Here is a 19,638-nt window from a genome sequence, read left to right on the forward strand (position 1 = left end):
CCGGCGCCGGCAGGCAAAGCCGCGTTACGCAGGCACGATGCGAAAGTGGTTGTCCCAGGAGACATCGCGCGACGGCGGCAGGACCGGCTTTTCCCTGCCTTGAGCGTCGGTGCGGATCATCGCGCCCAAACCGCTCGTGACCAGAAAGCCGTCTTGCGCGGCGGGCGCGACGCCGCAGCCGTCGGCAAGCGCGGTGGTCCCCAGGCATTTGCCGCTGGCGGCATCCCAGTAGATCACCTGCCCGCCAACCGGGCTGGACGTGGCCACGATGCCGCCTGCGGCATCGACCGCGACGGAGCCGACGTAGTTGCGCATGTTGCGCAGCGTCTCGGGCGGTCCTTCGAACAGTTCAAGCGCCGCGCCGCGGCGGTGCCGTCCGACCAGCGCGGGCCGGTCGGCCGCCGGCCCCATGTATTGGCAACCGAACCACACCGCGCCATCGGCCGCCTGCGCAAGATGCCGGATCGACAGCCGATGCAGCGATGGCGCGAGCTCCACCTTTTCCAGCAGCTGGCCGGTGGCCGCGTCGATATACGCGAGCGACGGCCGCATGGTGTCCAGGTTCAATTCCAGCTTGCCGTAGTCTGGATGCGTCAGGATGCCGCCATTGGCCACGCATAGCGTCTTGCCGTCAGGCAGCAGCACGACTTCGTGCGGACCGATGCCGCCGGCGTCGAACTCGCCCACGCGCCGGTAATCGCCGCCCGGCGTGGCGTCGTACAGACCCAGCACGCCGCGCCCGGCCTCGAAGTCGTTTTCCGTGGCGGCCAGAAGCCGCCCGCCTTGCACGAACGCGCCGTGGCCGAAGAAGTGACGGTCGTCGGGCAGCGCCAGCGCCACCGGCTCGCCTCCGGTCAGCGAAAACCCCAGCGCGAAAAAGCCCGGCTGGCGGCCGAACACGACCGCGCGCCCAGCGGCGCCATCGATCGCAAAACTGTGCCCGCGGGCAGGCATCGGGATGGCCAGGCGGTCGCGGCCGGTCTCGTCCAGCACCACGGCCTCGTCGCGCCCGCCGCGCTTGCGCGCGGTCAGGTACAGCGGCCCGCCATCGGCTGGCATTGCGGCGCGCGCGGCGGCGGGCGGCAAGCCCAGCGCGGCGGCCAGCGCCAGGAACCGGCGCCGGTCAATCACCATCGAGCGCATTGAACCCAATGGTCACGCCCAGCGCAGGCGCCAGGTTCTCGTCAACGATGGCCTTGGCGTTCTTGAGCGTCAGCGATGCCAGCATGAGCAGACGGCGTCCCTCTTCACTGGCCAGCGCCGCATCCAGCGGCACCGGCACCTCGCGCAGCGTCTGCGCCGCGCTGGACAACTCGCTCCGCACCGACGCATCCATCCAGCCCTCGCCCGCCGGCAGCGGGTACGCGCCCGCCACATAGAACGCCTTGAGCGCATCCACGTTGGCGGCCAAGAGGCTGGTCGACAGATTGCTGCGCCAGAACGCCGCCCGCTTGGGCCGAGCGGCCTGCGGCGAATCGCCCAGCACCGGTACGATCTTGACGTCGCGCGCGAACTGCAGGCCGGTCGACAAGGCCTTCATGGCCTCGGCCGCCACCTCCTGCGAACTGCGGTACAGGTCGTTGCCCGGCTTGGGCGCGGCGAACTGGCGGCCGAACGCGCCCTGCGGGCTCCAGGCCTCGCCCACATCGCGCGAGATGCTCGCCACGTTGGACGCGATGGCCGTGGCATAGCCGCAGGCGTAGGCAAAACCAGGCGCGCCGGTCTGCTTGAGCAGATCCGGTTCGCCATAGAGCACATATTCCAGCGCGGGCAGGCCTTGCACCGCCACGCTGCGTCCGGCCAGCGCGCCGGGCTGGAGCAGCGCGTCGTCCTGGGCCGCGATCAGCGCCTGCACCTGGCGGGGCATCACGCCACGCGTATCGGGCCAGAACGCCAGCCGTTCGAAGCGGTTGGCCTGCACCAGCGGGCCGAAGCGCAGGATCTCGACACCGGACCACGCGTGCGCCAGCGTGCCGAAGGCATCGCCGACGCGCTTGGCGCCTGCCGCGTCAGGCTTGGAGCACCAGCCGCCCAGCGCCCCTTCCAGGGCCGCGGCGGCATCCGTCATCTTGGCCACCGCGGGCCGCGCGTAATCGCGCGCCAGGCGTTCACCCAGGTCGGCGGGCAAGGCGGCCTGCGCGGCAATCGGCGCAGACAGCGGTGCCGCCAGCATCAGCGCCACGGCCGCGGCGCGCTTGAACGGAAGGCGGACAGAACGGGCCATCACAGCGACTCCAGGAAGCGGATCAGGTCCGCGCGTTCGTCGGGCGTCATGTTCACGACGCGGTCGCGCGCGGGCTTAGCCGCGCCGCCGTGCCACAGCACGGCTTCCAGCAGCGTGCGGGCGCGCCCGTCATGCAGCCAGGTGGCGTTGGGATTGACGGTCTTGGTCAGGCCGATGCCCCACAGCGGCGGCGTGCGCCATTCTCGGCCGGTGGCCATGCCGTCGCTCACGCCGTCGGCAAGGTCGTCGCCCATGTCGTGCACCAGCATGTCGGTGTACGGCCAGATGAGCTGGAAGCGGTGTTCCGGCTGCTTGGCATTGCGGCTGGTCACGTACTTGGGCACGTGGCAGGCCACACAATTGGCCTCATAGAAGAGTTTCTTGCCGGCCAGCACGCGCGCGTCGTCCGCATCGCGCCGCTGCGGCACCGCCAGGTTCGTCGAATAGGTGGTGATGAAGTCCATCAGCTTGGCCGGCACTTCCTCCGGGCCGAAGCGCGGCTGCGCGCCATGCGGCATGTCCAGGCATTGCGGCTGCGCGGCGGTGCAGTCGCCGGAATGCTTGGGGAACATCGGCGTGGACAGGCCCATGTCATTGGAGAACGCCGCGGCGCTTTGCTGCTCGACCGTCGGCTGTCCGGCTTTCAGGTTGAAGCGGCCTAGCGCCCGCGCGCCGGTGCGCGCGTCGGTGACCCAGTTGGCCTTGCCGACGATGCCGTCGCGCTTGTCCGCGCCGATGTTCGCCAGGATGTCGGCCTCGTGGATCGATTCCAGCAGGCCCAGGCCGATCATCGGCGGCGCCAGCCGCGGCGAGATCTGCGTGTCCGCGCGCATGGGCCCGTAGCCCAGGTTCTCGATGCGGTAGGTGGGCTTCATCAGCGTGGCGGTCTCGCCGCCGCGCAGCGCGACCGGCACGGGTTCGTACTCGATCTCCATGCGGCCCTCGGCGGGCAGGCCCGCGACCGCGAAATTCTGAAGCTGCACGCCGTAGACGGGTTCCGGCAAGGCCGCGATCTCGCTGGCGCCCAGCTTGGGATGTCCCCGGTCCGCGCCGTGCGGCACGGCCAGGCGCAGCAGCAAGGCGACGGCGTCGGTGCGTTCCAGCGGATCGAAGCCCGGCACCGTGCCGCGGCCGTCCTTGGTGTGACAGGCCTGACAGGAGCGCGCATTGAAGAGCGGTCCCAGCCCGTCGGACGCCTGCGTGGACGCGGGCGCGGACACCCAGTCCTTGCGGAACAGGCCGTTGCCGACCTGGAATTCCTGGCGGCCTTCAAAGCTTATGTTGGCCGACGGCTGCGAAAAGATGTCGGCGTTGATGAGCTTGTTGGTGGTGGCGGCGCCCGCCTGCATGGTCTCGAACGTTTCGATCTTCGAGAAATCCTGCGTGGGCGCCGTGATGGCGGTGACGCGCTTCTGGTCTTCGGGCGTCAGGTCGTCACGCCCGCCGGAGGCGGCGGGCGCGGCGGCGGCGCCGGCATGGGCCGACGCCGCCAGTACGGCGGCTAATACGAGTTTCACTTGAATACGGCGTCAGGTTTGTCCAGGCTGTCGGAACCTTCGATGGCAACCTTGCCCAGTTCCAGCAACGTAATCACGCGCTCCAGGCTGCGCGTCTGCGCCACCAGGCTGTCGATGGCTGCCTGCACCACCGCGTTGCCCTCCTTGTTGCCGTCCGCGATCATCTGGTCATAGGTCTCGACCGTCTCGGCGCGGGTCTTCATGGCCTGCATGGCCGCGACCGTGGCGTCCAGCTTGGCGCGCACCTCGGCGTCCAGCTTGGGATCCTTGGCCTTGACCAGTTCCGACAGGCTCGCGCCCGACACGGTCTTGCCGTCGATGCGGGTGTACGAACCCAGATAGACATTGCGGATGCCGATCTGGTCGTAATAGTGCGAGTTGTGCGTGTTGTCCGAGAAGCAATCGTGCTCTTCCTCGGGATCGTGCAGCATCAGGCCCAGCTTCATGCGCTCGCCCGCCAGTTCGCCGTACGACAGGCTGCCCAGCCCGGTCAGCATGGCGATCAGGCCCGCCTTCGGATCCTCTTCTACGGCCTTGCGCGCGGCGCCGTCCTTCTTCCAGTTGCCCACCATTTCTTCCAGGTCGGTCACCAGCAGGTCCGTCACGGCCTTCAGGAATTCGATGCGGCGTTCGCAGTGGCCGCCGGTGCACTGCTTGGGATCGAAGTCGGTGTGCGGGCGGTTGCCGGAATGGCGCTCCTGCGGCGTGCCCTTGCGATCCTTGGGCGCGGCGCCGGTGCCGTTCAGGTCCTGGCCCCACAGCAGGAATTCGATCGCGTGATAACCCGTAGCCACGTTGGCTTCGTTGCCGTCAGCCTCGTGCAGCACTTCGGACAGCAGTTCGGGCGTGATCTTGCTGACGTCGACCGTCTTGCCGCCCACCGAGATCTTGGAATTGGCGATGACGTTGACGGCGTAGAAGGCGTTCTCGTCGTTTTCGGTGCCGTAAGACGCGTCGACATAGTCGATCAGGCCTTCATCCAGCGGCCATGCGTTCACGCGGCCTTCCCAGTCATCGACGATGGGATTACCGAAACGGTAGGCCTCGGTCTGCTGGTAGGGCACGCGCGCCACGATCCACGCTTCGCGCGCGGCCTTCAGGGTGTCGGCGCTGGGCTTGGCGACCAGCGCATTGATGGCCTCGCGCAGCTTCTTGGCTGCCGTCAGCGAATCCTCGTAGCCGGCCAGCGCCAGATCGGAGTACGTGGCGACCACGGCCTTGGGTTCGACGGCGGCCATTGCCGTTCCGCCATACACCGCAGCAGCCAGCACCGCCCCCAAAAGCAACTTGCGCATCGAATCTCTCCCGTCATCCGGACGGCTCGCCCCCGCGGCGAACCGTTCCGGCTTGAATTTTGTGGATGCGAGTGTAAACAATTTTCGTTTGTTATTCAGGCCCTGTTCAGATAGCTGACAACTTTTTGAACAAAAAAAGTATGCTGCGGCAGGCCGCAAATGGTCTTGCCGGCCCTGCTTTTTCACTCTGGAATTCGCCCCATGGAATTGCGCCAACTCCGTTACTTCGTCCGCGTCGCCGAACTGGGCAGCATTGGCCGGGCCGCGCGAGACCTGGGCGTGGTGGCCTCCGCGCTCAGCCAGCAGATCAGCCGGCTGGAAAGCGAGCTGGCCACGCGGCTGCTCACGCGCAGCACCACCGGCGTGACCACCACGCCCGCCGGCGCGGCCTTCCTGCGGCAGGCGCAGCTGACGCTGCGGCACGCGGAAAGCGCCGTCGCCGCTGCTCGCGAGGCGCGGTTGGCCGGCACGGTCAGCATCGGTTTCGCGCCCACCACCGCGTCGCTGCTGGCGCGTCCGTTCTATGCCGCCATGACCGAGCGCTATCCCAACGTGCGCCTGCATCTGGTCGAGGGCCTGTCGGGCAACCTGGGCGACCTGCTCAACGCCCGCCGGCTGGATCTGGCCGTCCTGTTTCAGAACGACAGCGCGCAAGGCCGCAGCGTGGTGCCGGTGCTGGACGAACGCCTGTTCCTGCTGGCCCCGCGCGGCATGATGGAGCGCCCCGATGGCGAGCCCGTCCGCATGGCCGATCTGGCGGGGCTGCCGCTTGCCGTCACCAGCAAGGCGCACGGGCTGCGCGCGTGGGTCGAGGCGGCTTTCGAGCGGGCCGGCATCGAGCCCTGGATCGGCGTCGAGGTCGACGGCCTGACGACGCTGATGGACCTGGTCCAGGCCCATCCGATCGCGACGATCCAGCCCGGCGCGGCCGTGGCCCGCGTCGAAACCGGGCTGCTCAGCATGCACCCCATCGATGACCCATATCTCTTTCGCCGCAATCAGATCTACTGCATCAGCGACGACGAGCTCTCGCCGGCCGCCCTGGCCGCGCGCGTGGTGTTGCTGGACGCCATGCGCGCCCTGGTCCGGCACGGCGGCTGGCCAGGCGCCACCCTTCTCGATTCGTGATGCCCCCATACGCTTAGGATCCCTAGGCGGTCGGTTTTCCAGAAGATAAATTGATCCACATCAAGTCGCGGCAGCGTGCCGCGGCCATTTACCTTCACGAAATCCGATGACCACTACTCCGAATCGCCCCGGCCGGCTGGGCATTTCCTCCATGCGCCCCCACTGCTCCGACGCCGAATGGCAAGCCCGCGTGGACCTGGCGGCCTGTTACCGGCTGGTCGAGCTCTACGGCATGGCCGACATGATGGCCAACCACATCTCGGCCCGCGTGCCCGGCGAGGACAACGCGTTCCTCATCAACCCCTACGGCATGATGTACGAGGAGATCACGGCGTCCAGCCTCATCAAGGTCGACCTGGACGGCACCATCCTGTCCAAGCCCGACTTCGGCGATCTGAACTACGGCATCAACAAGGCCGGCTATGTGATCCACAGCGCGGTGCATGCCCACCGCCACGAGGTGGACTGCGTCATCCACACCCACAGTTGGGCGTCGATGGCCGTGTCGTCGCTGGAATGCGGCCTGTTGCCGCTGACGCAGACCGCCATGCGCTTTCTGAAGATCGGCTACCACGATTACCAGGGCGTGGTGCTGGGCACCGACGAGCAGGCCTCGCTGCTGGCCGATCTGGGCCAGGGCGAGGCGCTGATCCTGCGCAATCACGGCGCGCTGACCGTGGGCCGCACCGTGGGCGAGGCCTTCAACTGGATGCACCGCCTGGAACTGGCCTGCCGTTCGCAACTGGCGGCCATGGCAACGGGCGCTCGGCTTCAGCCCGTGCCGCAACCGGTGCTGGAAGAAACCTGGAACAACTACCAGCCTGGCACCCGGCGCCCCTACGGCGTCATGGAGTGGCCCGCGCTCTTGCGCAAGCTGGACCGGATCGATCCCGGTTACCGCGACTGACCATCCGATTTTTCAGCGTCCCGGCCGGCGTGGCGGCACGGGGCCCTCATCACACGACAACGACCACGCGAGGAGACATCATGAAAACTGCCCAAGCCCTGCTCGCTTGCGCGGCGCTGGCGGGCGCCTGTACCGCGCCCGCCGCCATCGCCGCCGGCTATCCCGACCGGCCGGTCAAGGTCATCGTGGCCTTCTCGCCCGGCGGCACCACCGACACGCTCACCCGCAGCGTCACGAACACGCTCACGCAGAAGCTGGGCCAGCCCTTCGTCGTGGAAAACAAACCCGGCGCGGGCGGCAACATCGGCACCGAGTACGTGGTGCGCGCCGCGCCCGACGGCCACACGCTGATCGTGAACTCGGTCGGTCCCATCGCCGTCAATCCGTCGCTGAACAAGCTGTCCTACGATCCGCTCACCGACCTGGTGCCGATGGTGCAGATCGCGACCGTGCCCAACGTGCTGGTCGTGCCGCCGTCCTCGCCCGCCAAGGACATCCAGGGCTTTCTGAAATACGTGAAGTCCGCGCGCGATCTGAACTACAGCTCCACCGGCGTGGGCACGTCGTCGCACCTGTCCAGCTACATGCTGATGGACGAACTGAAGGTCAACGCCACCCACGTGCCGTACAAGGGCGCGGACGCCGTGAACGACCTGCTGGCCGGCCGCATCGACTTCATGTTCGCGACCATTCCGTCCGTGATCGGGCACATTCGCGCCGGCAAGCTGCGCGCGCTGGCGGTCAGCACGCAGCAACGGTCCGCCACCCTGCCCGAGCTGCCGACCATCGCCGAATCCGGTTATCCGGGTTTTGACGCGGGTTCGTGGTTTGGCTTCTTCGCCCCCAAGGGCACGCCGCAGCAGGTGGTCGATCTGGTCAACCGCGAAGTCAACGCGACGCTGCCCGCCTTGAACGAGCAGATGCTGCGTGAAGGCGCCGAGCCGGTCGGCGGCACGCCGGCGCAGTTCGCCACCTTCATCAAGAGCGAACACGACAAGTGGGCCGTGCTGGTCAAGAAGTTCGATCCGCAGGCGCATTGACGCGCTGGGCCGCAAGCGGCAAGCCGCTAGGCGAGGTCCGCCGCCTCCAGCTTCCACCCCAGCGCGTACCACCACGCTGCGGCGGGATCGGCATCAAACGCCGCGGCGGCGCCATCGCGCAAGGTTCGCGCCGCGGCCGGCGTGCTGGCCTCGACAACAAACAGAGGAGACAGCACGCGGCCGCTGGCGGACTCTCGCGGCAGCGGGGTGCTGAGCGCCGCGTCGGGCACCAGCAGACAAGACCGCACGAAGCCGTCGACCTCCCGCAATTCGGCGCCGGCATTACGCGCCCGTGCCACCGGCGCACCCGCACTGCCCACCGGCAAGGGCAGCACCACAAGCTGGCTGCCGCTGCCCGCGCCGGTCACCGCTTCCACCGCGCACACGCGGCGCATCGGATCGCGCATGCGGTCCAGGTTGGTCACCGACCAAGCGGTCTGGCGCTCGAACGCGGCGCGGTAATCCGCCGTGGTGAACGCGCCCAGCGACTGGGTGCGGTACAGGCCCAGATACTTGCGCCCACCCTGCACGGACACATAGCGCGCGCCCGACAGGAAGCCGGGAATACGCACGCGTTCCTCGACATGCTCGCGGTCGTACCAGCGGTTGAAATCGGGTTCATCGGCGGGATCGACGTCGGTTGCGACGAAAAGCAGCCCGTTGGGCACAAGCGGGAATTCGGAATCAGGCGTCATGGCGTCAGAGGGTCGGGATGAGCAAGGCCTCATCTTCGGGCGCAGGCCGCCGCGCGGCAAACCAATAAATCTTGCGCCCGGCAACAGAATTACTGAAAGCGATCCGGGGTTTTCACCCTTGCCAACGGGCCGGTTCGGCCTGCGGGGCCACCACCGCGGCCGTGAACTGATCCGACGCGCGGCAGGCCAGCTCGGCAACCAGCCGGATGGCGTCGGACCCGCCGCTTTCCAGGTAGCTCACCACCAGCAGCTGCGGCGGCGCCGGCAGATCGGTGCGGATCACCTGGATCTCGCCGCGCGCGACGTATTCGTAGATGGGCGGCAACGGCACAAGCGCGCGGCCGAACCCGCTGCGCACCAGCCGCGCCAGCGCCGAGATCGAGCTGACGAAATGCACCTTGCCTTGCGGCATGCCCACCTCGCGGTACAGCGCCTTGAGCGCCTCGTGCGGCTGCGAGCCCGGGCTCATCGTCAAAACCGGCTCGCCCAGCAGGTCATGCACCGTCATGGCGTCTTCACCCCCCGCCGGCCCGACCCAGCCCATTTCCATGGGCAGGCACGGCATGCTGATGATGCCCGTGTCGTTCAGCACATCCGTCTGGAACGCGATGTCCAGCGTGCCTTCGCGCAGGCCGCGATGCAGGGCGCGCGTGGTTTCCGACGTGAGCTGCACCTCGATGCCCGGATACGTCGATCGCAGGTTCGTCAGAAAACCGATCAGCCACGTATGCACGACGGTTTCGATCGCACCGATGCGCACCAGACCGGCGACCTCGTCGCCCCGCTTGCCCAGCGACAGGATCTGCTGGCGGATCTCGAGCAGGCGCTCGCCGTAGTCCAGCAGCCGTGTGCCGACCGCGGTCAGCTTCAGCTCCTTGGCGTCGCGTTCGAACAGGCGCGCGCCGATGTCTTCTTCCAGCGACGCGACGCGGTTTGCCACCGCCGCCTGCGTGATGTGCAGGCGGTCGCTGGCGGCGCGGAAACTGCCCAGCCGGGCGGACCACAGAAAGGCTTCGACAAAACGCGTGTTCATGGGCCAGATGCTACTGCCATCCCGGCGGGCGCGCGCATGTCCGCCCGCGCGGCAAGCCGCTATGTCCCCTTATGTGGTGCGCCTTGCACCATCTTGGTTCACGGCGGGCACCAGCCTGAAGCGGCAAGCGGGCGCGCCACGGGGCAAACCTTCCGGCGCACAACCTGGCACGGGTATTGCTTGATGACTGGTATGCAAGCTTGTCTACAAGCGCCCCCTCTCAAGCAGCCCAGGAGCCCCACATGATCGATCGCAACGCACCCTACGCCTTCAACGCCACCCGCCGCCGCCTGATCCAGGGCGCCGCCATGGGTGCCGCGGCGCTCGCCGCCCCGGCGCTGGTGCGCGCGCAATCGGGCCCGGTCATTCGCATCGGCTTCTGGCCCGTGGCCGCCGGCCTGCCGTTCTACGCCGCCATCGAGAAAGGCTACTTCAAGGAAGCGGGCCTGAACGTCGAGGCGCTGAAGTTCGCCGGCGCGCAGCAGGTCATGGAAGCCATGCTCGCGGGCCGTGCCGACGGCAGCGCCAACGGCACGGGTTCGGCCAACCTGGCCATCGGCGAGATCGCCTCGCCCGGCCTGTTCAAGATTTTTGCGTCCAACCCCAGCAACGTAAAGAACGTGCTGGACGAGTTCATCGTCGCGAAAGACAGTCCCATCAAATCCATCGCAGACCTCAAGGGGAAAAAGGTCGGTTCTGGTCCCGGCATCCAGAATTCCACGCTGGCCAAGGCAGTACTGGAGCGCGCCGGCGCAACCGGAGCAACCGTGGTCGAGTTGGCGATCAGCCAGCACGTCGCCGCGGTTGCCGCCGGCCAGTTGGATGCGTGCTACACGCTTGAACCCACGGGCACGGTGGGCCGCCTGAACGGCACGACCCGCGTGCTGGAAACGGGCGTGATCGCCAAATACGTGCTGGGCGATCCCATGGCGCCGTGGTTCGGCGGCTCGGCCTCGCTCACCACCGCCTTCCTGAAAAAGCATCCCGAGGAAAGCAAGAAATTCATCGCCGCGTACGCGCGCGGCATCGAACTGATCCGCACCAACCCCGCCGAGGCGCGCCCCTTCCTGAAGGGCTACACCGCCATCGAAGGTCCGATGACCGAGGAAGTGCCGCTGGCCGCCTACACGCTGCATAACGAGTTCACGCCCAGCGACGTGCAGTACTTCCAGAAGTTCTTCGACCTCTTCACCGACAAGGGCATCTTCGCGCAAAAGGTCGACGTCTCGACCATGCTTTACAAGGGCTGATCCATGACCGCGACCACGGCTACGGGCGCCACGCCCGCCCCTTCCACGGCCTCCAGCACCGCGCCGCCCAAGGCGCAGCCGGGCATGTCCAAACCGCCGCGCAAGTTCAACAGCGCGCGCCTGCTTCCCCTGATCGGCCCGCTTGCGCTGTTCATCGTGTGGGACCTGGTGGTACGGCTGCAGCTGGTCAGCCCCGTGCTGCTGCCCACGCCCAGCGCCACCATCGTGGCGCTGGTCAAGGGCATGGCGGGCGGCCCGCTGCTGGCCGACTTCCTGTCCTCGCTGAACCGCACGGTCCAGGCCTTTCTGATCGCCGGCGTGATTGGCGTGCCGCTGGGCGTGCTGCTGGGCAGCAATGAAAAGGCCTACCGCAGCGTCGAGTTCCTGGTGGACTTCTTCCGCTCCACACCGTCCTCCGCGCTGATCCCGCTGTTCCTGATGATCTTCGGCGTGACCGACATGAACAAGATCGCCATCGCCGCCTTCGCGGCCGTGCTGGTGATCCTGTTCAACAGCGCCTACGGCGTCATCAACGCCCGCAAGCAGCGGGTGATGGCCGCGCGCGTGATGGGCGCATCGCGCTGGCAGATCTTCAAGGACGTGCTGATCTGGGAAAGCCTGCAGCCCACCTTCGTCGGCCTGCGCAGCGGCGTGTCGATGGCGCTGGTCATCGTGATCGTGGCCGAGATGTTCATCGGCTCGGACAGCGGCCTGGGCAACCGGATCATCAATGCGCAGCAGGTGCTGAACGTGCGCGAGATGTACGCCGCGATCCTGGCGGCCGGCGCGCTGGGCTATGTGCTCAACATTCTCTTTCTCGTGCTGGAAAAGCGCGTGGTTCACTGGAGCGGCCGATAATGTCCACCGTCATCAATCCCGCCATCGCCCCCGGACCGGCCGCCGCGCCTTTTCAACCGGGCCCGCTGGGCACGCACATCACCATCCGCGGGCTGACCAAGTATTTCGCCGGCTGGCCGCTATATGAAGACTTCAACCTGGACATTCCCAAGGGCAAGATCGTATCGGTCTTCGGTCCCAACGGCTGCGGCAAGTCCACGCTGATCAACATGATCGCGGGCCTCATCCCCATCGATGCCGGCGAGATCCTGTTCGACGGCAAATCGCTGGCGCAGACCAAGATCGGCTACGTGTTCCAGAACTACCGTGAAGCCATGTTCCCGTGGCTGCGCACCATCGACAACATCGCCTATCCGCTGCGGCTGGAGGGCCGCAGCAAGGCCCAGGTCGACGCGCGCGTCGAGGAACTGGTGGCCTCGTTCGACGTGAAGTTCGATCTGAACCGCTATCCCTACGAACTTTCCGGCGGCCAGCAGCAGACCGCCTCGATCATGCGCGCGCTGGCGCCCGGGCCCGAGGTGCTGTTCCTGGACGAACCGTTTTCGGCGCTCGACTTCGAGATGACGCTGTTCATCCGCGAGAAGCTGCAGGAAGTCTTCTTGCAGACCGGCACCACCATGCTGCTGGTCTCGCATGACCTGGAGGAAGCCGTGTACCTGGCCGACCAGGTGCTGCTCCTGACCAAGCGCCCCACGCGGGTCGCCGAGATCCTGGACTACACGGATGCGCGCCCTCGCACGGTCGAGACGCTGTCCGAGCCCAGCTTCATCCAGATGAAGAAACTGAGCCTGGAGATCTTCCAGCGCGAAGTGCGCAAGTAACCCACGCCATCACCGGGAGCATCCGCCATGACACAGGAAACCATCGACCAATACGTGCGCAGCGCGCTGGCGCTGTCGGGGTATGCGCTGCGCGAGTCCGCCACCGAGCAGGTGGCACAGCAGTTCGCCCGCATCCACGACATCGCCGCCGCGTTTGCCGACGAGCCGCTGCCGGTGGAACTGGAATCGGCCTCGGTGTTCCGCCCGTGACCGGCCCCGCTCACGATATCGCCCGCCAGGTGCGCAGCGGCGAACGCAGCGCCGTGGCGGTGCTGGACGCCACCCTCGCCCGCGTGCGCGAGCGCGATCCCCGCTACAACTGCTTCACGGCCCTGACGGAAAGCCGCGCGCGGCAGGAAGCGCTGGCCATCGATGCGCGCCGGGCGCGCGGCGACACGCTGCCGCCGCTGGCCGGGGTGCCTTACGCCGTGAAGAACCTCTTTGATGTCGCCGACGAGGTCACGCTGGCCGGCGGACGCGTCAACGCGTCCAATCCCCCTGCCAGCCGCGATGCGGTGCTGGTGGCGCGGATGCGCGAGGCGGGCGCCGTGCTGATCGGCGCGCTCAACATGGATGAGCACGCCTACGGCTTCACCACGGAAAACACGCATTACGGCGCGTGCCGCAACCCGCACGACACGGCCCGCATCGCGGGCGGCTCGTCCGGCGGCAGCGCCGCCGCGGTGGCCGGCGGTCTGGTGCCGCTGACCCTGGGGTCCGACACCAACGGTTCGATCCGCGTGCCCGCCTCGCTGTGCGGCGTCTTCGGCCTGAAGCCCACCTTCGGCCGCCTGCCGCGCACCGGTTCCTTCCCCTTCGTCGGCAGCCTGGATCACCTGGGGCCCTTCGCGGCCAGCGTCAGCGATCTGGCCGCGGCCTACGACGCGTTGCAAGGCCCGGACGAGTCCGACGTCGCCTGCGCGCAGCGCCCCGCCACGCCCGCGTTGCCGGCCCTCTCCGAGAGCGCGGGCGAGCTGCGCGTCGGAGTGCTGGGCGGCTATTTTTCGGAATGGGCGGGGCCACAGGCGCGCCGCGCCGTTGAGATTGCCGCGCGCGCGCTGGGCGCCACCGATGAGGTCGACTTTGCCGCCGCGGCGCAGGCCCGCGCCGCCGCCTTCGTCATCACCGCGGCCGAAGGCGGAGCGCTGCACCGCCGCCGGCTCGTCACGCACTACGACTACTACGAACCGCATTCGCGCGACCGCCTGGTGGCCGGCAGCCTCATCCCTGCGGCCTGGGTGCAACAGGCGCAGCGCGTGCGCCATCGCGCCTATCTCGAAGCGCTGGCGCTTTTCAAACACTACGACGTCCTCATCGCCCCGGCCACGCCCGTCAGCGCCACGCCCATCGGCGCGGACTGGCTGACGCTGGCGGGCAAGCAACTGCCGGCCCGCGCCAGCATGGGCCTGCTGACGCAACCGATTTCCGCCATCGGCCTGCCGGTCTGCACCGCGCCCACATGGCCGGAGCAGGACGAGGACGGCCATCTGCCGCTGGGTGTGCAGCTTATCGCCGCCCCGTGGCGCGAGATCGACTGCCTGCGCGCAGCCCATGCGCTGGAACAAGCCGGCGCAGCTCGCGTCCGGCCAGTCTGACGCCCATTCCGCCCCACCACCCGCAACGCCTGGAGCCTCGACATGGACACCGCCTTCGCCGCCATCGACATGCCGCGCACGCTGGCCGACTCCGCGTACACCACGCTCAAGCGCGACATCCTGGATTTCCGCCTGGCCCCGGGCGACCGCTTCACCGAGACCGAGATCGCCGACCGCCTGCAGGTCAGCCGCACGCCCGTGCGCGAGGCGTTGTTCCGGCTGGAGCGGGAAGGCTATCTAGAGGTGCGCCAGCGCAATGGATGGCTGGTCAAGCCGCTGGATTTCGAAACGCTGGATCATTTCTATGAGCTGCGCAGCGTGCTGGAAGCGGCCGCGGTGCATGCGCTGTGCGCGCCGGACCAGTCGCCCGATCCGCTGCTGGCGCTGCGCCCGCTTGCCGAGACGTGGCTGGTGGACGAAAGCGAGCGTTCGAGCGATTGCGAATGGCTGGCGGATCTGGATGAGCGCTTTCACGTCGAGCTGGTGGCGGCCGCCGGCAACCCGGAGATCGCGCGCGTGCACCGCGCCGCCACCGAGCGAATCCGCATCGTGCGGCGGCTGGATTTCACCCAGCCCGACCGCATCGGCACCACGTACCGGGAACACGCCGCGATCTTGTCGGCCATCCTGGCGCGCGATGCCGCAGGCGCGGCAGACCTGTTGCGCGCGCATATCCAGGACAGCCAGAACGCCGTGCGCAAGATCACGCTGCACCGGCTGTACTCGACCCGCCGCGCCAAGGCCGCGTGAAGCTGAAGAACGCCGCCGCGCCCGGCGCACGGCTCAGCGCCCCCGCAGCCTCAGCCGGCGCGCAGCCAGCGATGCAGCACGCGCGAGATGAATGGAATACAGAAGAACACCATGATGGGCGTAAGTATCACGCTCGTGATCAGAACGCGCCAGAACACCGGCAGGATGTTCAAGTGTTCGCTCACCAGCATCGAGAACACCAGCAGCACCGGAAAGTAGGCCAGCCAGATGCTGATCGCCTGCTTCCAGCGCGGCGGCGTGCTGGCCTTGGGCGCAAACCAGCCTTCCGTGCCCTTCACGCGATGCTCGTGGCTCGCCCGCACCAGGCTCGCGCCGCGCTCCAGCCACATGCGGCGTGGCAGGGATTTCTCCCACCGGTTCAGGCTCGCCTCGTCCGTGAAGCGCAGCAAGATCTGATATTCGTCGCCACCTTCGGGCGGCTGCAGCACGCCAGATCCCAGAAACCCCGGGAAGCCCGCCGCCAGGATTTCGCCCTGGCGCATCCAGGACAGGAAATCGCTATAGCGTTCGGGCGCGATGTGCCGCGTCACCATCATGGTGACCGGAACGGAAACGGCGGATGCGGACATGGTGATACTCCTGGGGCAGCGTGCAGCGTGTTATGCACGTTAACCCTAGCAAACGGCGTGCCAGCCTTGCAGCGCAGCAATCCCGCCTTGCGAGGGCTTCCGCGGTCTGGCGCGTGGATATTTGCGCACCGCAACACACCCCATATTGGTGATTACCCCTACCTCACGCACCAAGCTGGTGCGTACCGGAGACAAGCAGCAATGGACATCAATCTTCCCGACGTCGTGGCCGAGGTCACCGCGGTTGTCGAACGCTATGAAGCCGCGCTGGTTTCCAACGACGTGGAGGTGCTGGACACCCTTTTTTGGAACAGCCCGCATACCCTGCGTTACGGCGCCGGCGAAAACCTCTACGGTTACGACGAGATTCGCGCCTTCCGCGCACAGCGTTCGCCGCAAGGCCTGGCAAGACAGGTCCTGCGCACCACCATCACCACCTATGGCCGGGACTTCGCCACCGCCAACCTGGAATTCCAGCGCGACGGCAGCGCGCGCACCGGCCGCCAGAGCCAGACGTGGATGCGAACGTCCGAAGGCTGGCGCGTCGTCGCCGCCCATGTCAGCCTGATGACGTGACATCGTCAATCGCCCGCGCACCGTCAAGGCGCGTGGGCCCTGCGGGCATCAGGCCGACATTGCCGAACGCCATGTGAATATTCGCAAACGGCATTGAGCCCGGACTTCTGCAGGTCTACACTGGCCGTTCCCTTTTCCTTGTTGGAGCCCCTGCTCATGAGCACATACAAGATTGCGGTTTTCGTCGGAAGCCTGCGCGCCGCCTCGATCAATCTGCGCGTGGCGCGTGCGCTGGAAAAGCTGGTTCCGGCCGACTTCAAGTTCGAGTATGTGAGCCTGGGCGACATCCCGCTCTACAACCAGGACAACGAAAACAACCTGCCCGCCCCCGCCGCCAAGCTCAAGCAGCAGATCGCCGACGCGCAGGGCATCCTGTTCGTGTCTCCTGAGCACAACCGCTCGGTCCCGGCCGCCATCAAGAACGCCATCGACTGGGGTTCGCGTCCGTGGGGCCAGAACTCGTGGACCGGCAAGGCCGTCGGCATCCTGGGCGCATCGCCCAGCGCGGCGGGCACGGCCATGATGCAGCAACACCTGCGCAACATCCTGGCCGCCGAAGGCGCCAACGCGCTCACCACACCGGAAGTCTTCCTGCAGTATTCCGAAGGCCTCGTCGACGACCAGTTCACCATCACCAACGAAGGCACCCGCAAGTTCCTGCAGGGCTGGGTGGACCGCTACGTCGACTGGATCAAGAAAATGAACGCCTGATCTGCCGCCGACGCCGGCCACGCCCCGCGCGTGCCGGCGCCGATCGCCCGATCTACCTCCGGGCGATCAAGCCCCTCGATGCGTCGAGGGGCTTTTTTATGGTTGGGTGCCAGCCACCATCGCATCTTCCGGCTCGCCCCCACTTATCCCCTCCAACTGTGGAGAAAGGTGAGGACAGCCTTGGGGCAGATCAAAAATTCCCTGTCTCGCCAAGCACTTGCGATGCGCGATCAATAAATGCGCAATCATCCTTATGGACGATTTCTGGCGGAGTTATCCCCGGTTTTCGGCGCTGTGGGGACCGTCATGGCGACGGCGCACGCCCCAGTGTGGATTTGTCCCCGCCTTCTGTGGACAAGGATGAGGACAGTATGAGGGCAGGTGGAAAATCCTGTTTCATATCAATGCCCTGCAGAGCGTGGTCAAGAAAGGCCCAAACGCGGTTTAACCGTGCCGGGGTTGTCCCCGCCAAATGTGGATAAGCCTGAGGACAGTCTGCGGGTACTCTGCCAAAAGCCTTGCAGATCATCGACTTGCAGGGTGCGGGCAAGAATCGCTCACCGTGCCGCCGCCGCAGCGCGCGGGATGAGGATGAGATGGGACGGTGGACAAGCGGACAGGCTTGTCCCCATGGAATGTGGACAAGCCTATGAACAGTCGCACAACAAGTACAGAAACTCGTTATGCGACAGTGACTTGCGAGGCGTGGTCAAGCAATGACCAGCGGCGGGATCAGGAATCGCCTTCCAGCCGCATGCCGATCTTCAACCCTACCTGCCAGTGCGCCACCTTGCCGTCCTTGATGTGGCCGCGCACTTCGGTCACCTCGAACCAATCCAGGTTGCGCAAGGTTTCGGACGCGCGCTCGATGGCTTTCGCGATCGCATCGTCGGTGGACTTGGTGGAAGAGCCCACCAACTCGATCTGCTTGTAGACATGATTCGACATAGCTCGTCTCCGCATAGGGGTGAGTCGTGAATCGTCGGTGCTTTCGCCGTGTTCCGGCGCTTACGACCGGCAATCCATTCGAACACACAGGATACCTGCGCAGCGATAGAGTGGTGTTACGAGTTCCGTCGCGCGGTCTCGACCGGCGACGGAATCGCTTTTGCAATGCGAAGCAAAGGAGATCACCATGCCTGAACGAAAGACCATCGAGCGCGCGAAGCGGGACAAGCGCGAAGGCAAATCAGCATCGGCGCAAGCCGGCGAATTCGTGCGCGAGGAAATCGACAATGTGCGCGAGGGCAAGCATGGCGTGCGATCCAGCAAGCAGGCGATCGCAATCGGCCTGTCCAAGGCGCGCCGCGCCGGGGTGAAGCTGGGTACGCCCAAGAACGCCAGCGCCGAGACCAAACGCAAGGCAGCGCAGGACACCCGCGCGGCGCACGACGGCCATGCCAAGTCGAGCACGCGCTCCAAGGTTACGACCAAAGCCCTGCAGAAGGAAAGCACCAAGCCCGCGTCGAAGTCCGCGCTGTCACGCAACGCGACCAAGACGGCCGGCAAGCGCACGGCTGCGGACCGCTCGGCCGCCGCGCGCAAGGCAGCAGCGACCAAGGGTGCGGCTGGCCGCTCAGCCGCTGCCAAGAAGGCGGCACGCACGCGGGCGGCGAACAAGCAGGCCGCAGGCGGGCATCATGCGGCGCATTGATATGGCGGACTGACAAGGCGAACTGATGCGGCGTGGCGATACCGCAGCAATTCTTGAACGCGCGGCTAGCCCGCCTCGAATGCCTTGAACCGTTCCTGCAGAAATTCCCGCAAGCGCCGCACCGCGGGCGATAGCAGCATGCGGTGCACGCACAGCAGATAGAGCGGCGACGGCTCGCTGCCATAGCCGGCCAGCAGTTCGACCAGCCGGCCCGCGCGCAAGTCGCTCAGCACGTCGTAGCGCGATTTGTACGCGATGCCGTGCCCAGCCAGCGCCCAACGCCGCACCAGGTCACCGTCGTCGCCCACGCGATCGCCTTTGACCGGAATGGTGAGGCTGGTCCCCTCATGCTCGAAGGTCCAGCGGTCGTGCAGCGTTTCACCCAGCACGAACGACAGGCAGTTGTGGCGGCGCAGGTCCGCCGGCGTTTGCGGCACCCCATGCCGCGCAAGGTACGCGGGCGCCGCGCATACGACACGCCGGTTGTGTTCGGATAGCGGCAGTGCGACCAGGCTGGAATCGTTCGGCGTGCCGTAACGCACGGCGATGTCGACCGGTTGCCGGTACAGGTCCGCCAGCCGGTCGCTGATGCGTAGCTGGAAGTTGACGCGCGGGTGCTGGCGCTGGAACTCGTCCAGCCACGGCAGCAGCACGTGGCGGCCCAGGTCGGACGGGATCGATACCGACAAGGTGCCGGCAATGTCCGTCTTGTCGCGCGCCATTGCGTTCTTGCCGGCTTCCAGGGTGGATAGCGCCGAGCGCGCATATTCCAGGTAGCGTTCGCCATCGCTGGTCAAACGCAGGCTACGTGTCGAGCGCACGAAAAGCCGCGTTTCCAACGCCTCTTCCAGCCGCTTGAGCGCGGCGCTGGCCACCGCTGGCGTGAGGTCGAGCTCACGCGCGGCGGCGGAAAAGCTGCCCAGATCCGACGCGGCGACAAAGATCTTCAAATCCTCGAATCGGACCAATTCGGCCTCATTTTCAAAAATTTATT

General features: G+C 66.8%; 21 protein-coding genes. 12 read left to right on the plus strand and 9 right to left on the minus strand.

Going from position 1 to position 19,638, the window contains the following annotated elements; genetic code table 11:
- Positions 1-24: 24 nt before the first annotated feature.
- From KVT32_RS16090 to KVT32_RS16105, 4 genes are read right to left on the minus strand one after another with little or no spacing between them, the layout of a single operon-like run.
- Entirely contained in the window at positions 25-1,134 is a 1,110-nt protein-coding gene (locus tag KVT32_RS16090) for a DUF1513 domain-containing protein (RefSeq protein WP_175155999.1), read from the minus strand.
- Positions 1,124-2,224, minus strand: a complete 1,101-nt coding sequence (locus KVT32_RS16095; RefSeq protein WP_152385014.1) for an imelysin family protein — start codon at positions 2,222-2,224, stop codon at positions 1,124-1,126. The genes KVT32_RS16090 and KVT32_RS16095 overlap by 11 nt, the downstream gene beginning before the upstream one ends.
- Positions 2,224-3,741: a di-heme oxidoredictase family protein gene (locus KVT32_RS16100; protein WP_217618500.1), complete on the minus strand. Its 1,518-nt coding sequence runs from the start codon at positions 3,739-3,741 to the stop codon at positions 2,224-2,226. Before KVT32_RS16100 ends, KVT32_RS16095 begins: the two co-directional genes overlap by 1 nt.
- Complete coding sequence (locus tag KVT32_RS16105; protein WP_056323468.1) at positions 3,738-5,036, minus strand: imelysin family protein; 1,299 nt, start codon at positions 5,034-5,036, stop codon at positions 3,738-3,740. Before KVT32_RS16105 ends, KVT32_RS16100 begins: the two co-directional genes overlap by 4 nt.
- A 201-nt stretch (positions 5,037-5,237) precedes the next feature.
- Here KVT32_RS16105 and KVT32_RS16110 point away from each other — a divergent pair, with 201 nt between their 5' ends.
- From KVT32_RS16110 to KVT32_RS16120, 3 genes are all read left to right on the plus strand, one after another.
- Positions 5,238-6,164 (plus strand): LysR family transcriptional regulator, encoded by a 927-nt coding sequence (locus KVT32_RS16110; protein ID WP_152385017.1) that lies wholly within the window; start codon positions 5,238-5,240, stop codon positions 6,162-6,164.
- A 106-nt stretch (positions 6,165-6,270) separates the two neighbouring features.
- Positions 6,271-7,071, plus strand: a complete 801-nt coding sequence (locus tag KVT32_RS16115; RefSeq protein ID WP_056323463.1) for a class II aldolase/adducin family protein — start codon at positions 6,271-6,273, stop codon at positions 7,069-7,071.
- Positions 7,072-7,151: 80 nt separating this feature from the next.
- The gene (locus KVT32_RS16120) at positions 7,152-8,111 is read left to right on the plus strand and encodes a tripartite tricarboxylate transporter substrate binding protein (protein ID WP_056323460.1); all 960 of its coding nucleotides are present in this window, start codon (positions 7,152-7,154) and stop codon (positions 8,109-8,111) included.
- A gap of 26 nt (positions 8,112-8,137) precedes the next feature.
- On the opposite strand, the gene KVT32_RS16125 is transcribed toward KVT32_RS16120, so the two are convergent.
- A complete protein-coding gene (locus tag KVT32_RS16125; RefSeq protein WP_217618501.1) occupies positions 8,138-8,806 on the minus strand; it encodes a DUF4286 family protein in 669 nt (222 codons plus the stop codon).
- 112 nt (positions 8,807-8,918) lie between these two features.
- Positions 8,919-9,839: a LysR family transcriptional regulator gene (locus KVT32_RS16130; protein WP_056323455.1), complete on the minus strand. Its 921-nt coding sequence runs from the start codon at positions 9,837-9,839 to the stop codon at positions 8,919-8,921.
- Between the two features lie 242 nt (positions 9,840-10,081).
- On the opposite strand from KVT32_RS16130, the gene KVT32_RS16135 reads away from it, so the two are divergent.
- Genes KVT32_RS16135 through KVT32_RS16160 form a run of 6 tightly spaced genes read left to right on the plus strand, consistent with a single transcriptional unit; the run spans position 10,082 to position 15,113 of the window.
- Positions 10,082-11,089, plus strand: coding sequence for an ABC transporter substrate-binding protein (locus KVT32_RS16135; RefSeq protein ID WP_056323453.1), 1,008 nt, complete (start codon positions 10,082-10,084; stop codon positions 11,087-11,089).
- Positions 11,090-11,092: 3 nt separating this feature from the next.
- On the plus strand, positions 11,093-11,947 hold the full coding sequence (locus KVT32_RS16140) for an ABC transporter permease (protein WP_371825591.1): 855 nt from the start codon (positions 11,093-11,095) through the stop codon (positions 11,945-11,947).
- Positions 11,947-12,768: an ABC transporter ATP-binding protein gene (locus tag KVT32_RS16145; RefSeq protein ID WP_056323449.1), complete on the plus strand. Its 822-nt coding sequence runs from the start codon at positions 11,947-11,949 to the stop codon at positions 12,766-12,768. Before KVT32_RS16140 ends, KVT32_RS16145 begins: the two co-directional genes overlap by 1 nt.
- A gap of 27 nt (positions 12,769-12,795) precedes the next feature.
- The gene (locus tag KVT32_RS16150) at positions 12,796-12,978 is read left to right on the plus strand and encodes a DUF4089 domain-containing protein (protein WP_056323446.1); all 183 of its coding nucleotides are present in this window, start codon (positions 12,796-12,798) and stop codon (positions 12,976-12,978) included.
- Positions 12,975-14,363, plus strand: coding sequence for an AtzE family amidohydrolase (locus KVT32_RS16155; RefSeq protein WP_217618502.1), 1,389 nt, complete (start codon positions 12,975-12,977; stop codon positions 14,361-14,363). Before KVT32_RS16150 ends, KVT32_RS16155 begins: the two co-directional genes overlap by 4 nt.
- A 42-nt stretch (positions 14,364-14,405) precedes the next feature.
- Complete coding sequence (locus KVT32_RS16160) at positions 14,406-15,113, plus strand: GntR family transcriptional regulator (RefSeq protein WP_152385023.1); 708 nt, start codon at positions 14,406-14,408, stop codon at positions 15,111-15,113.
- Positions 15,114-15,163: 50 nt separating this feature from the next.
- On the opposite strand, the gene KVT32_RS16165 is transcribed toward KVT32_RS16160, so the two are convergent.
- Positions 15,164-15,703 carry an antibiotic biosynthesis monooxygenase gene (locus KVT32_RS16165; RefSeq protein ID WP_062839234.1) on the minus strand — a complete coding sequence of 180 codons (540 nt, stop codon included), beginning with the start codon at positions 15,701-15,703 and terminating at the stop codon, positions 15,164-15,166.
- Between the two features lie 201 nt (positions 15,704-15,904).
- Here KVT32_RS16165 and hpxZ point away from each other — a divergent pair, with 201 nt between their 5' ends.
- Entirely contained in the window at positions 15,905-16,279 is a 375-nt protein-coding gene (gene hpxZ, locus KVT32_RS16170; RefSeq protein WP_217618503.1) for an oxalurate catabolism protein HpxZ, read from the plus strand.
- A gap of 156 nt (positions 16,280-16,435) precedes the next feature.
- The gene (locus tag KVT32_RS16175; protein WP_056323434.1) at positions 16,436-16,990 is read left to right on the plus strand and encodes an NADPH-dependent FMN reductase; all 555 of its coding nucleotides are present in this window, start codon (positions 16,436-16,438) and stop codon (positions 16,988-16,990) included.
- Positions 16,991-17,722: 732 nt separating this feature from the next.
- On the opposite strand, the gene KVT32_RS16180 is transcribed toward KVT32_RS16175, so the two are convergent.
- Positions 17,723-17,938, minus strand: coding sequence for a dodecin (locus tag KVT32_RS16180; protein WP_062842102.1), 216 nt, complete (start codon positions 17,936-17,938; stop codon positions 17,723-17,725).
- Between the two features lie 187 nt (positions 17,939-18,125).
- On the opposite strand from KVT32_RS16180, the gene KVT32_RS16185 reads away from it, so the two are divergent.
- Complete coding sequence (locus tag KVT32_RS16185; protein WP_217618504.1) at positions 18,126-18,644, plus strand: DUF6496 domain-containing protein; 519 nt, start codon at positions 18,126-18,128, stop codon at positions 18,642-18,644.
- Positions 18,645-18,709: 65 nt separating this feature from the next.
- Here KVT32_RS16185 and KVT32_RS16190 read toward each other — a convergent pair whose 3' ends face one another.
- Positions 18,710-19,612, minus strand: coding sequence for a LysR family transcriptional regulator (locus KVT32_RS16190; RefSeq protein ID WP_056323427.1), 903 nt, complete (start codon positions 19,610-19,612; stop codon positions 18,710-18,712).
- Positions 19,613-19,638: the final 26 nt, after the last annotated feature.

The organism is Achromobacter sp. GbtcB20 (genome assembly GCF_019091095.1).
Taxonomy (GTDB): Bacteria; Pseudomonadota; Gammaproteobacteria; order Burkholderiales; family Burkholderiaceae_B; genus Achromobacter; species Achromobacter mucicolens.